This is a genomic window from Azospirillum largimobile (assembly GCF_977007025.2).
Map to the genome: position 1 here is coordinate 2827297 of NZ_CDRMUA020000001.1, position 12826 is coordinate 2840122.

Sequence of the window (12826 nt, forward strand, 5' to 3'; positions counted from 1 at the left end):
CGGATACTGTGCGAAGCCGCCGCCCGCCCGCAAGCCGTAAAGAAGGGTGGGTCAGCGGCCGACCCGGCGCTTCGGCGACAGCCGGTCCCCCGCACCCGATCCTACACCTTCTGCGGCACCGGCCACCACCAGCCGCGGCGCCTTGTTGAAATTCATGGTGATCATCAGCGTCAGCGCGCCGTTGATCAGGTGCAGCATCTTGTCCGACGCCACCGGCAGGGGGATGCGCCGGCCCATGCAATAGCCGACCAGCGCAGCCGTCACCTCGGTGTCGGCCAGCACCAGTTCGGTCACCGCGCCGTCATCGTCGGTGATGGTCAGGCGGGTTTCGATGCCCTCCTGTTCCGGCCCCTCGTTGCGGTGGTAGGCGACCTTGGACACGGTGCCGACCGGCAACGGATCCTTCACCCGGCGGCGCCGGTCGAGCACGGCCCGCACCACCTCTTGGTCGGTGAAGACCAGACAGCGAAGTTCCTTCATTCCGGGCCTCCACCCGACTGGCATCCGGACCGGCCTCCGGGATGGAAATCCTGGCCATCCGTCGCGTGCTCCCACTGTCCGCCTTGCACTCTCCGGCACGCAATCGACAAATTTAAGCGAATTTATGCGAAATTGTATTCGGATCCAGACACCCCACGTCCTGCCTCGCACGCGACACAGCACCGCTTTCCCCTTGCGGGGGGTTGACCCGGCCGGGAAATGCGGACAATGGAAGGACCGTTCGCCGACCCTTCCGCATCATCCTCCACCCGGCACCCCGTCTCAAGGAATTGGCTTTCATGTCGCAGACCGCCTCCAGCCACGATGTCCTCACCACCGATGTCGTCATCGTCGGCGCCGGCCCCGTCGGGCTGTTCGCCGTGTTCGAATGCGGCATGCTGAAGATGCGCTGCCATGTGGTGGATGCGCTGGACATGGTCGGTGGCCAGTGCACCGCGCTCTATCCGGAAAAGCCGATCTACGACATCCCGGCCCATCCCTCGATCGAGGCGGCCGACCTGATCGACCGGCTGGCGGAGCAGGCGGCCCCCTTCGCGCCCACCTATCACCTGGGCCAGCAGGTGGAGAAGCTGACCCGCCAGGACAGCGGGCGCTGGCTGGTGGAGACCAGCATCGGCACGAAGATCGACACCCAGGCGGTGATCATCGCCGCCGGCAGCGGCGCCTTCGGTCCCAACCGCCCGCCGCTCGACGGGCTGGAGGCCTATGAGGGCAAGTCGGTCTTCTACATGGTGCGCCGCCGCCAGGACTTCGCCGGCAAGAAGGTGGTGATCGCCGGCGGCGGCGACAGTGCGGTCGACTGGGCCATTTCCCTGGCCGACGTGGCGGAGCGCGTCTATGTCGTCCACCGCCGCCCCAAATTCCGCGCCGCGCCGGAAAGCGTCGCCCGCATGGACGCGCTGGTGCGCGAGGGGCGGATCGAGATGGTGGTGCCCTACCAGCTCTCCGGCCTGGACGGCGAGGACGGCCAGCTGACCGCCGTGCGCGTCGCCACGCTGGACGGCGAGGAAAAGGCGCTGCCGGCCGATGCGCTGCTGGCCTTCTTCGGCCTGTCGATGAATCTCGGCCCCATCGCCGACTGGGGCCTGGACCTGGAGCGCAGCCACATCGCGGTGGCCCAGCCCGGCTGCGCCACCAACGTCCCGGGCGTCTTCGCCATCGGCGACATCGCCACTTATCCGGGCAAGCTGAAGCTGATCCTCTGCGGCTTCGCCGAAGCGGCCCAGGCCGCCCACTCCATCCGCCCGCTGGTCTATCCGGGCGAGGCGCTGCATTTCGAATATTCCACCTCCAAGGGTGTGCCCGGCGCGGCCTGATCCTCAGGCGCCTCACCCGTGTACCGAACGGAAAGCGGGTGGGGCTTCGCTTGCGCTCTCCCGCGCCGCACCGCATCATCGCGGCAACGAAAACGTCGGGAACGACGAGACGGGGGAGTTTGCCATCATGTCGACCGCCAAGCAGCGCTTCAGCCTGGCCGCCATCGCCGGATTGGCGCTGGCCGCCGCATCCCAGACGGCCCTGGCCCAGCCGCGCACCGACCTCGTCGTCGGCATGGCGCTGGAGCCGCCGCACCTCGATCCCACCGCCGGTGCGGCGGGCGCCATCAAGGAAGTCACCTACGCCAACCTGTTCGAACCGCTGCTGCGCGTCGATGGCGAGGGCAAGCTTGTGCCCGGCTTGGCGGAGCGCTGGACCGTCTCGGAAGACGGGCTGACCTACCGGTTCACATTGCGCGCCAACGCGAAGTTCCACGACGGCACCGCCGCCGATTCCGCCGACGTGAAGTTCACCCTGGACCGCGCCCGCGCCGCGGATTCTGTGAACGCGCAGAAGGCCTATTTCTCCCCCATCGCCCAGGTGGAAACGCCGGACCCGCAGACGGTGGTCGTCACCCTGTCGCGGCCCGACGGCCTGTTCCTGTTCCACATGGCCAGCGGCGACGCCGCCATCGTCGCTCCGGAATCGGCGCCGACCAACAAGCAGAAGCCCGTCGGTACCGGTCCGTTCAGGTTCGACCGCTGGGTCGCCGGCGACCGGGTCGTGCTGGTCCGCAACCCCGACTATGACGGGGTGAAGCCCAAGCTCGACCGCGTGACCTTCCGCTTCGTCAGCGACCCCGCCGCCCAGGTGGCGGCGCTGAAGGCCGGCGACATCGACGCCTTCACCCTGTTCAGCACCTACGAGGCGCTGCCGGAGTTCCGCAACGATCCGAAATTCACGGTGACGGTCGGCTCGACGGAGGGTGAGACGGTCCTGTCCACCAACAACGCCCGCAAACCCTTCGACGATGTCCGCGTCCGCCGCGCCATGGCCCATGCCATCGACCGCAAGACGCTGATCGAGGGCGTGCTGTACGGCAACGGCGCCGCCATCGGCAGCCATTTCCCGCCGCACCGCGAGGGCTATGTCGACCTGACCGGCCTCTACCCCTACGACCCGGCCAAGGCGAAGGCGCTGCTGGCGGAAGCCGGCTATCCCAACGGCTTCGACACCACCCTGCGCCTGCCGCCGCCGCCCTATACACGCCGCGGCGGCGAGTTGGTCGCCGCCATGCTGGCGGAAGTCGGCATCCGCGCGAAGATCGAGCCGGTGGAATGGGCGGCTTGGCTGGAAAAGACGTTCAAGGGCAAGGATTACGACCTGACCATGATCGCCCACACCGAGCCGCTGGACATCGACATCTACGCCCGGCCCGACTACTACTTCAATTACAAGAGCGAGCGCTTCAACGCGCTGAACGAGGAACTGAACCGCACCCAGGATTCGGCCAAGCGCAATGCGCTCTACGGCGAGCAGCAGAAGATCCTGGCGGAGGATGCGGTCAACGGCTTCCTGTTCATGCTGCCGTCGGTGACGGTGCAGAAGGCCGGCCTGACCGGCATGTGGGTCAACCGCCCGGTCCAGGCCAACGACGTCACCAACGCCGCCTGGAAATAGCGTCGAGCAAGTAAGGATAGACCCCGCGTGCTCGCTTTCCTGCTGCGACGGCTGGTCAGCCTGATCGTCACCGTCTGGCTGGCCACCGTCGTGGTCTTCACCGTGCTGCAGCTGGTTCCCGGCGACCCGGCGCTGCTGATGCTGGGCGTCAATGCCCAGCCCGACACGCTGGCCGCCTTGCGCAGCCAGATGGGTCTCGACCAGCCGATCCTTACCCGCTACCTCGACTGGGCCGGCGGCTTGGCACGCGGCGACCTCGGCGTCAGCCTGACCTATGCCCGCCCGGTGGCGGAGCTGGTGGCGGAACGGCTGGCGGTGACCCTGCCGCTGGCCCTGCTGTCGCTGGCGATCAGCACGATGCTGGCCCTGCCGCTCGGCCTCTATGCCGCGGCGCGGCGGGGCAGGGGCGGGGACTGGGCGGTGCTGGGCTTCGCTCAGCTGGGCGTGTCGATGCCCAGCTTCTGGATCGCCATCCTGCTGATCCTGCTGTTCTCGCTGACCCTGCACTGGTTCCCGGCCGGCGGATTTCCGGGGTGGGGCGGCGGCATCGGTCCGGCGCTGCATGCGCTGGTGCTGCCGGCCCTGGCGCTGGCGGTGCCGGAGGCCGCCATCCTCGCCCGCGTCACCCGCACCGCCGTGCTCGACACGCTGGGCGAGGACCATGTCCGCACCGCCCGCGCCAAGGGGGTGGGCCGCACGGCGGTCCTGCTGCGCCATGCCCTGCCCAACGCGCTGATCCCGGTGGCGACGGTGCTGGGACTGCAGATCTCCTTCCTCGTAGCCGGGGCGGTGGTGGTGGAGAATGTCTTCACCCTGCCGGGGCTCGGCCGGCTGCTCTATCAGGCCATCGGCCAGCGCGACCTGATCGTCGTGCAGGGCGTGGTCGTGCTGCTGGCGCTGTTCGTGGTGGTGGTGAGCGCGGTGGTCGACATCGCCTGCGCACTGGCCGACCCGCGGCCGAAAGGGGTGTCGTCGTGAGGCAGGGTGTCGGGAGGGGAAGTTCTACCCCCACCCTAACCCTCCCCCGCTGGGCGGGGGAGGGAAACAGGAGTTTTGTCGGCGTTCAGCGGCAGTCCCTCCCCCGCCCAGCGGGGGAGGTTAGGTGGGGGCATCGCCGATGGCACTCAGCATGAAGCGCCTTCCCCTCTCCCTCCATCTCGGCGCCGTCCTGACGCTGCTGCTGGTCGCCATGGCGCTGCTGTCGCTGCTGTGGACGCCCTACCCGGCGGAGCAGGTGCGGGTGATCGCCCGGCTGAAGCCGCCCAGCGCCGCCCATTGGCTGGGCACGGACCATTTCGGGCGTGACGTGCTGTCGATGATCATGGTCGGCGCCCGCAACTCGCTGGCGGTGGGGGCGGCGGCGGTCGGGCTGGGGCTGCTGGGCGGGGTGCCGCTCGGGCTGCTGGCTGCCGGGCTGGGGCGCTGGGGGGACGAGGTGGTGGCGCGGCTGGGCGATCTGGTCTTCGCCTTCCCGGCCGTGCTGACGGCCATTCTGCTCACGGCGGCGCTGGGTGCCGGGGCGATCAACGTGGTGGTGGCGCTGGCCCTGTTCAACGCCGCTGTGCTGGCCCGAGTCACCCGCGGTGCGGCGCTGGCGGCGTGGCGGCGGCCCTTCGTCGGTGCGGCGCTGGCACTGGGACGGGGACCGCTCTCGGTGACGCTGGTTCATGTGCTGCCCAACATCGCCGGCATCATCGTGGTCCAGGCCACCGTCCTGTTCGCCGTCGCCATCGTCAACGAGGCGGCGCTGAGCTATCTCGGCCTCGGCATCCAGCCACCCAGCCCCAGCTGGGGCAAGATGCTGGGCGACGCCCAGACCTACCTGTTCACCGCACCCCTGCAGGCGGTGTTTCCCGGTGTCGCCATTGCGCTCTGCGTGATGGGGCTGACGATGCTGGGGGATGGGCTGCGCGACTGGCTCGACCCGCGGCATCGGTCGTCGGGAGTGATGTAGTCGGCGGGGGGGGAGGTTAGACCCCCACCTAGCCTCCCCCGCTGGGCGGGGGAGGGACTACCGCAACTCTCCCGAACAAGCGCCAATTTCCTCCCCCGCCCAGCGGGGGAGGATCAAGGTGGGGGTCTAACGTCGCAAGGAATACTGACCCCGCTCACCCCACCGGCCGCGTCCGTTCCGACAGCTCGATCAGGTCCATCAGCTCGTTGCTCTTCCAGTAGCGCGACTTGCCGACTTCGGTGCGCGCCGTGGCGACGAGGTCGTCGATGATCGCCTGCTCTTCCGCGCCCAGCACCCCGCCGCGCTCCAGCCGGTGCGACAGCAAGCGGGTCATGTTGTGGCTGAAGGTGGGGATCCAGGCGCTGACGCGCTGCCCGAACACCCCGGCGATGGCGTTGATGCGCAGAAGATGCTCCATCCGTTCGTCGAGCGGGTCGGCATCCTCGAACTTCATCGCCTTCTCGACGTTGGCGCGCAGTTCCTCCAGCAGGTTTTCGCGCCACTTCACCAGATCGTAGGTCTCGAACCCGAAGTCGCGCGACATCGCCTGCCAGCGCCACAGCAGCCGGTCGAGCCACACCACGTCGCCATGGTCGATGACCGGCTGGCGCCGGGCGGCGGCGGCCTGGGCGGAGCGTTCCATCGCCACCGCTGCCACCCGCGCTCCGATGATCTTGGCCGCCTGGGTCCAGGCGTTGCGGAAGGCCGGCTCGCTGCGGCGGTCCTCCATCAATCCGGCGGAGGTGGCGGCATGGACCAGTTGATCGAGCCGCTGCACCAGCGCCTCCAGCCGCGCCTTTTCCTTGGCACTGGGCCGGATGGCGGAGCCGGGAACCCGGTCGTTCAGCTTGAGGATGACGGTCAGCGCCGCGGTCAGCGCGCGGGTGACGCCGACGAAATGGCCGGTCAGCGCCGCGGTCAAGGCATCGCCGCGGCCGGGATCGACGCCGCTCTGCCGGATATAGAGCGCCGCGACCGGATAATTGCGCTTCACCGTCAGGACCGACAGCGGCAGCAGGTTGGCCAGATCGTCGCCGCAGCGGTCGCGCAGCTGCTCCGTCGCGTCCTGAAGCAGGTCGGCCAGCCGGTTCGCCTCCGCCTCGCCGCCGCACGAGGCCGGAAAATCCTCCAGCCGGTCGGCGACAGGCTTCACCGGTCCTTCGGCATTGGCCAGGACCAGATGCATCAGCCGCAGCGTGCCGATGTCGATGGCCGGCGTCTTTTCCAGGAATCCCGACATCAGCCGGGTGCGGCGCGGCCGGTTACGCGACAGGCCGCCCAGCAATTCATCCGTTGCCTTCTTGTTCGCCAGCACGGCGTCCAGATGCTTCACCGCGGCGACGCGCATCCGCTCCTTCATCACCATGGCGACGGGGGAGCGCAGGATGCGGTCGATCACGTCGCCGCGCGCCATCTCGTCCAGCGTCTCCTGCGCCTCCACCGCCAGCAGCGGGAAGGCGTCGCGGCTCAGCGCCTCCCACAGGGCGCCGACATCGACCCGCTGCAGCATGCCGGGAATCGACAGGCCGGCGTGGTACAGCACGTCGTCGTCGATCAGGAAGGCTTCGAACAGGTTGGTGAACAGGCGCCGGGCACGGTTGGTGCGCTGGCGGTTCAGATACTCGATGACATATTGGCGGACGAGCTGGACCCGGTCGGTCGGCTCGCTGTCCATGCCCTCGATCTCGCTCAGCAGGCTGTAGACGAGGCTTGCCGGCAGCCGTGCCACCAGCGCGTCGATCTTCTGCCGCAACTCGTCCTGGTGCAGTTCATCCGGGCGTATATCGCCGGTCGAATCGTCGGTCATGCGCGGGCCGCCACGCGATGTTGGTAAGGCGATGGCGGGCGCAGACGCTCCGCCGCGCGCCATTTAGGACGCAAACGGTAAATTTTTATGTAATGAGCCGGAACGCGCGAACCGGCGCACCGGCATGGCCCCCGCATGCCGCGGGGAGCCGTGCCGGTGGTTGGCCGTCAGCTGTTCCGCAGCTTGGCGATCGGCTGCGAGAACTGCAGCTCGATGTCCCAGGGGAAGTGGATCCAGGTGTCCTGGCTGACTTCGGTGATGAAGGTGTCGACCAGCGGCCGGCCGGCCGGCTTGGCGTAGACGGTGGCGAAATGCGCCTTCGGCAGCATCTTGCGCACGACTTCCGCCGTCTTGCCGGTGTCGACCAGGTCGTCGATGATCAGCCAGCCCTCGCCGTCGCCGGCATTGGCGCCCTCGACACCCTTCAGCACCGTCGCATTGCGCTGCTGCTGGTGGTCGTAGCTGGAGACGCAGACGGTGTCGATCATGCGGATCTCGAGCTCGCGCGCGATGATCGCCGCAGGAACCATGCCGCCGCGCGTGATCGCGATGATGCCCTTCCACGGGCCACGGTCGATCAGGCGCCAGGCCAGCGCCTTGGCGTTGCGGTGGAGCTCTTCCCAGGACACCGGGAAATGCTTGTTGAAGGGGGCTTCGGCCACGGTACTGACTCTCCAAAAACAGCAAGGGGACTGTATAACCCAGCCGCCGCCGCCCGGCAATCGGGGGTGATTCGTACGCGGTGGACCGACCGTCGCAGGGGCGTCGCAGGGGCGTTGGAAGGCAGGCGAAAATTCGTGAAAAAAGCGCTTGCGGGGCAGGGGGTGTTTGAGTATGTTGCGCGCCTCGACGCCGACGGCCTGCCGCCGACGCCGGGACAGACGGTGGATAAGGCGCCCGTAGCTCAGCTGGATAGAGCATCAGACTACGAATCTGAGGGTCAGGAGTTCGAATCTCTTCGGGCGCGCCATCCTTCCCGTTCGACAAGACAGGCCACCTCCGCGGTGGCCTTTGTCGTCTGGGACATCGTCGAAATCCGCAAGAAAGCTTCGCGTTTTTCTTCGTGAAAAGCTCTTGCCTTCGATGACGGATTTGAGTAGGTTGCGCGCCTCGACGCCGGGGGACACTTCGACGGCGAGACGTTTGGTGGATAAGGCGCCCGTAGCTCAGCTGGATAGAGCATCAGACTACGAATCTGAGGGTCAGGAGTTCGAATCTCTTCGGGCGCGCCATCCTCCTCCATGACTTCGACATGCAAGGCCGCCTCCGGGCGGCCTTTGTCGTTTCACGACTTCGTCGCTCTGGCGCGAGCCCCGGTGGCTCCTTTACACTTGTGGCCCGCACCACTGGATGCATGGCCATGCCCCGCAGCGACTTCTATCCGCCCATCGACCCGTTCCAGACCGGCACGCTCGCCGTCGACGGGATCCATACGGTCTATTGGGAGCAGGCGGGCAATCCGCGCGGCGTGCCGGTGATGTTCCTGCATGGCGGGCCGGGGGCCGGGGCCTCGCCCACCCACCGCCGCTTCTTCGATCCCGCCCATTACCGCATCGTCGTGATGGACCAGCGGGGGGCCGGCCGCTCCACGCCCTTGGGCGAAACGCGCGAGAACACCACCGAACGGCTGGTCGAGGACATCGAGACGCTGCGCCGGCACCTGGGGATCGAACGCTGGCACCTGTTCGGCGGCTCCTGGGGCTCGACGCTGGCGCTGGCCTATGCCGAAACCCATCCGGAGCGCTGCCTGGGCCTGATCCTGCGCGGCATCTTCCTGATGCGGAAGAGCGAGATCGACTGGTTCCTCTATTCCATGCGCATCCTCTTCCCGGAGGCTTGGGCTGCCTTTGCCGGCCATATTCCGGAAGACGAGCGCGGCGACCTGCTGGAGGCCTATTGGAAGCGGCTCGACTCGCCCGACCCGATGGTGCGCATGGCCGCAGCGCGGGTGTGGAGCATCTATGAGGGCAGCTGCTCTTCCCTGCTGCCGTCGCCGGACCTGATCGCCGCCAGTGGCGAGGACCGCCACGCCCTGGGGCTGGCGCGGATCGAGGCGCATTACTTCCGCTCCAACCGCTTTACGCCGGAGGACAAGCTGCTGCGCGACGTTTCCCGCATCCGCCATCTGCCGGGGGTGATCGTCCAGGGCCGCTACGACATCGTCTGCCCGGTGGTCTCCGCCGACGCGCTGCACCGCGCCTGGCCCGAAGCCGACTACCGCATCGTTCCCGACGCCGGCCACTCCGCCATGGAACCCGGCATCCGCGCCGCGCTGATCCAGGCGACGGAGCGCTTCAAGGAATATCGGTGAGATCTCCCTCTCCCGGGGCGGGAGAGGGCTTCGACAACCGCCCTTGCACCCATCCGCCACCCACCCCACACTCTGCCGATGCCTGAACTTCCCGAAGTCGAGACGGTGTGCCGGGGCCTTGCCCCGCATCTCGAAGGCCGGCGGCTGGTCCGTGTGGAGCAGCGGCGGCCGAACCTGCGCACCCCCTTTCCGCCGCGCTTCTGCGAAAGGCTGACCGGCCGGCGCGTCGAGTCGGTGCGGCGGCGGGCCAAATACATCCTGATGCATCTGGATGACGGCGGCGTGCTGATCGCCCATCTCGGCATGTCCGGCCGCATGATCATCGCGCCGGAACGCCCCGATTCCTTCGACAAGCACGACCATGTGGTGTTCGAGACCGACGCCGGCACCGTCGTCACCTTCAACGACGCCCGCCGCTTCGGCCTGATGGACCTGACGGTGGCGGACGCGCTGGGCGACCATCCGATGCTGCGCAACCTGGGACCGGAGCCGCTGGGCAACGAATTCTCAGGCCCCGAACTCGCCCGTCGGCTGGCCGGCAAGATCACGCCGATCAAGGCAGCCCTGCTGGACCAGAGCATCGTCGCCGGCCTCGGCAACATCTATGTGTCGGAAGCGCTATACCAGTCCGGCATCCTGCCGACCCGGACCGCCGCCAGCCTCAGGCCCGAGGAGGTCGACCATCTCGCCACCGCGGTGCGGGAGGTGCTGGAGCGCGCCATCGCCGCCGGCGGCTCCTCCTTGCGCGACTACAGGCAGGCGTCGGGGGAACTGGGCTATTTCCAGCACCAGTTCGCCGTCTACGACCGGGAGGGGGAGGGCTGCCCCGATTGCGACTGCGACCGCTCCCGGACAGGGGGCGTTCAGCGGATTGTACAGTCCGGCCGCTCGACTTTCTTTTGTGCGGCGCGCCAACGGTGATATAGCTGGGGCATGACGGCTCTACCGGCCATGCTCCGGGCGGCGTCCGCCGCTTTTCTCCTTGCCGGCCCCGCGGTCGCGGGCCTGGGGAGCTTCCTTATTCCCATTCCTCCGGCATTCGCCGCCCAACCGGTCGCTGCCGACTCCGGGCCGTTCGTCCCCGGCTTCACCGACGTTCCGGTGATGCCCGGGCTGGCGACCGCCGAATCGGAGCCTCTGGTCTTCGACAAGCCAGGCGGACGGATCATCCAGGCGGTGCTGTCGGGGGAGGTGCCGCGCCAGGCGGTGCTGGCCTTCTACGACCAGACCCTGCCGCAGCTGGGCTGGCGCCGGGCGTCCGACCGCGTCTTCGTCCGCGAGGGCGAGGAACTGCGGCTGGAATTCCCCCAACAGGCCAAACCGAAGGCCACGACCGCCGTCCGCTTCACTTTGACGCCGCGCTGACGGCGGGAACACCCGCCATACTCGCGCGGGTCCTCAACAGACGCCCCTACACAACCACGAGTCCCGGAAGCAACCGGGCTCGCCCCATCGGGAGAGTGCTGCAGCCATGTCCTATGAAACCATCCTCGTCGAGACCCGCGGCCCGGTCGGCCTGATCACGCTCAACCGTCCGAAGGCGCTGAACGCGCTGTGCGACCAACTGGTGACCGAGCTGGGTCGGGCCCTGGACGATTTCGAGGCCGATCAAGCCATCGGCGCCATCGTCGTGACCGGGTCGGAGCGCGCCTTCGCCGCCGGCGCCGACATCAAGGAGATGGCCGGCTTCTCTTATATGGATGTCTACAATTCCAACTTCATCACCGCGAAGTGGGAGCGGCTGGCCAAGTGCCGCAAGCCGACCATCGCCGCGGTGGCCGGCTTCGCTCTCGGCGGCGGCTGCGAACTGGCGATGATGGCGGACTTCATCCTGGCGGCCGACACCGCCAAGTTCGGCCAGCCGGAGGTCACCATCGGCACCATCCCCGGCGCCGGCGGCACCCAGCGCCTGACCCGCTTCGTCGGCAAGTCCAAGGCGATGGAGATGGTCCTGACCGGCCGCATGATCGACGCCGCCGAGGCCGAGCGCTGCGGCCTCGTCTCCCGCATCGTCCCGGCCGCCGAGCTGGTGGAGGAGGCGGTGAAGGTCGCCACCAAGATCGCCTCGCTGTCGCAGCCGGTCATCGCCATGGCGAAGGAGGCGGTCAACGTCGCCTATGAGTCGACGCTGGCCGAAGGCATCCGTTTCGAGCGCCGCCTGTTCCATTCGACCTTCGCCACCGAAGACCAGAAGGAAGGCATGGCCGCCTTCGCCGAGAAGCGCCAGCCCGGCTGGAAGAATCGCTGAGTCGCTGCACCTGCGTTGACTCTGCCGCCTGGGCCGTCCCCTGCATCTTGCGGGGGATGGACCAGATCCCATCAAGATGTCGTCCGCGTACGATTAGTCAAAATCATCGGGCGTCCACGCCTTGACTCGAGGTGCGCTGCCGCGTATAAGGCGCGCTCGCATCACGACAGCCGTGTCGTTCGGAGTAGGGTTTCCATGGCCAATCATAAGTCCGCTGAAAAGCGCATTCGTCAGACCGAGCGTCGCACGGAAGTCAACCGTGCCCGCATCAGCCGCATCCGTTCCTTCGTGAAGAAGGTCGAGGGCGCGATCCAGAGCGGCGACAAGTCCGCCGCCGCCGACGCGTTCAAGTCCGCTCAGCCGGAGCTGATGCGCGGCGTCTCGAAGGGCGTGCTGCACAAGAACACCGTGTCGCGCAAGCTGTCGCGTCTGTCGGCTGCGATCAAGGCTCTCTGATAGAGCTTTCATCCGCTGGTTTCAAAAAGCCGCGCCCGTGACTCGGGGCGCGGCTTTTTGCGTTTAAAGTAAATGTATGGGTACTCGACAATTGTCTTAGATTGTTGTTAGGCGCGCTTATGAGATTCGAGATCGGCCTTGTGGTCGGAGCGATGGTTTTTATCTTTTTAGGCCGTTCGCCATCTGTCCCATTGCCAGATTTCGTTGGTATGGTTAGACTTTTGCTCCAATTCGGCGGGGCGAAATGGGGTGATGCAACACTCTGTGGCCGGCCGAACACAGAAGTGAAATACTGAAGGTCTTACGCCGGATCAGGGCTTGTTGAGTCCCGGTCGATCGCACGATCTTCTTTTACTTACAAGCTGTCGCGCTTGGGGCGGGATTTACAATCCCGTCGACTCATGCGTGTGCGTTTTGGTTATAATGTTCCGTTCGGGGTCAACCCTGCCTGGATGCGTCCGGGCGGGACCAGGCGGGCGGCCGGGGCACCAGTCCGCGGGCACACCATCGGTGTGTCCGGCACCGGTGAACGGCGGTTCCGGTCGCGGGGTCGATCCCGCGCCGCCTCGGCGGTGGGGGCTGGCCGGGGGGAAGGAGCGGGAGTAAGGGAGC

At 67.4% G+C, this 12826-nt stretch carries 12 protein-coding genes and 2 tRNA genes; 11 read left to right on the forward strand and 3 right to left on the reverse strand.

Annotated features, from left to right (window positions below; genetic code table 11):
- Window positions 1–51: 51 nt before the first annotated feature.
- Window positions 52–480 (reverse strand): hypothetical protein, encoded by a 429-nt coding sequence (locus tag ACWPKK_RS13375; RefSeq protein WP_452004651.1) that lies wholly within the window; start codon window positions 478–480, stop codon window positions 52–54.
- A gap of 299 nt (window positions 481–779) precedes the next feature.
- On the opposite strand from ACWPKK_RS13375, the gene ACWPKK_RS13380 reads away from it, so the two are divergent.
- The 4 genes from ACWPKK_RS13380 to ACWPKK_RS13395 all read left to right on the forward strand — a co-directional run bounded on the left by ACWPKK_RS13380 (window position 780) and on the right by ACWPKK_RS13395 (window position 5392).
- Window positions 780–1817, forward strand: coding sequence for an NAD(P)/FAD-dependent oxidoreductase (locus tag ACWPKK_RS13380; RefSeq protein ID WP_452004653.1), 1038 nt, complete (start codon window positions 780–782; stop codon window positions 1815–1817).
- 127 nt (window positions 1818–1944) lie between these two features.
- A complete protein-coding gene (locus tag ACWPKK_RS13385) occupies window positions 1945–3438 on the forward strand; it encodes an ABC transporter substrate-binding protein (protein ID WP_452004655.1) in 1494 nt (497 codons plus the stop codon).
- Between the two features lie 27 nt (window positions 3439–3465).
- On the forward strand, window positions 3466–4416 hold the full coding sequence (locus tag ACWPKK_RS13390; protein ID WP_452004658.1) for an ABC transporter permease: 951 nt from the start codon (window positions 3466–3468) through the stop codon (window positions 4414–4416).
- Window positions 4417–4567: 151 nt separating this feature from the next.
- Entirely contained in the window at window positions 4568–5392 is an 825-nt protein-coding gene (locus ACWPKK_RS13395; protein ID WP_452004660.1) for an ABC transporter permease, read from the forward strand.
- A gap of 154 nt (window positions 5393–5546) precedes the next feature.
- On the opposite strand, the gene ACWPKK_RS13400 is transcribed toward ACWPKK_RS13395, so the two are convergent.
- Together ACWPKK_RS13400 and gpt are read right to left on the reverse strand one after the other, a co-directional pair.
- Window positions 5547–7199 carry a hypothetical protein gene (locus ACWPKK_RS13400; protein ID WP_324866742.1) on the reverse strand — a complete coding sequence of 551 codons (1653 nt, stop codon included), beginning with the start codon at window positions 7197–7199 and terminating at the stop codon, window positions 5547–5549.
- 167 nt (window positions 7200–7366) lie between these two features.
- On the reverse strand, window positions 7367–7861 hold the full coding sequence (gpt, locus tag ACWPKK_RS13405; RefSeq protein ID WP_063636029.1) for a xanthine phosphoribosyltransferase: 495 nt from the start codon (window positions 7859–7861) through the stop codon (window positions 7367–7369).
- A gap of 231 nt (window positions 7862–8092) precedes the next feature.
- On the opposite strand from gpt, the gene ACWPKK_RS13410 reads away from it, so the two are divergent.
- From ACWPKK_RS13410 to rpsT, 7 genes are all read left to right on the forward strand, one after another.
- Window positions 8093–8169: transfer RNA gene (locus ACWPKK_RS13410), tRNA-Arg, on the forward strand.
- A gap of 185 nt (window positions 8170–8354) precedes the next feature.
- Window positions 8355–8431: transfer RNA gene (locus tag ACWPKK_RS13415), tRNA-Arg, on the forward strand.
- A 128-nt stretch (window positions 8432–8559) separates the two neighbouring features.
- Window positions 8560–9510, forward strand: coding sequence for a prolyl aminopeptidase (gene pip / locus ACWPKK_RS13420; protein ID WP_452004664.1), 951 nt, complete (start codon window positions 8560–8562; stop codon window positions 9508–9510).
- Between the two features lie 78 nt (window positions 9511–9588).
- Window positions 9589–10431, forward strand: coding sequence for a bifunctional DNA-formamidopyrimidine glycosylase/DNA-(apurinic or apyrimidinic site) lyase (gene mutM / locus ACWPKK_RS13425; RefSeq protein ID WP_452004666.1), 843 nt, complete (start codon window positions 9589–9591; stop codon window positions 10429–10431).
- Window positions 10432–10443: 12 nt separating this feature from the next.
- Window positions 10444–10875, forward strand: coding sequence for a hypothetical protein (locus ACWPKK_RS13430; protein ID WP_324866749.1), 432 nt, complete (start codon window positions 10444–10446; stop codon window positions 10873–10875).
- A 106-nt stretch (window positions 10876–10981) separates the two neighbouring features.
- Window positions 10982–11758, forward strand: coding sequence for an enoyl-CoA hydratase (locus tag ACWPKK_RS13435; RefSeq protein WP_452004670.1), 777 nt, complete (start codon window positions 10982–10984; stop codon window positions 11756–11758).
- A gap of 195 nt (window positions 11759–11953) precedes the next feature.
- Entirely contained in the window at window positions 11954–12214 is a 261-nt protein-coding gene (gene rpsT / locus ACWPKK_RS13440) for a 30S ribosomal protein S20 (RefSeq protein ID WP_044549314.1), read from the forward strand.
- Window positions 12215–12826 lie beyond the last annotated feature (612 nt).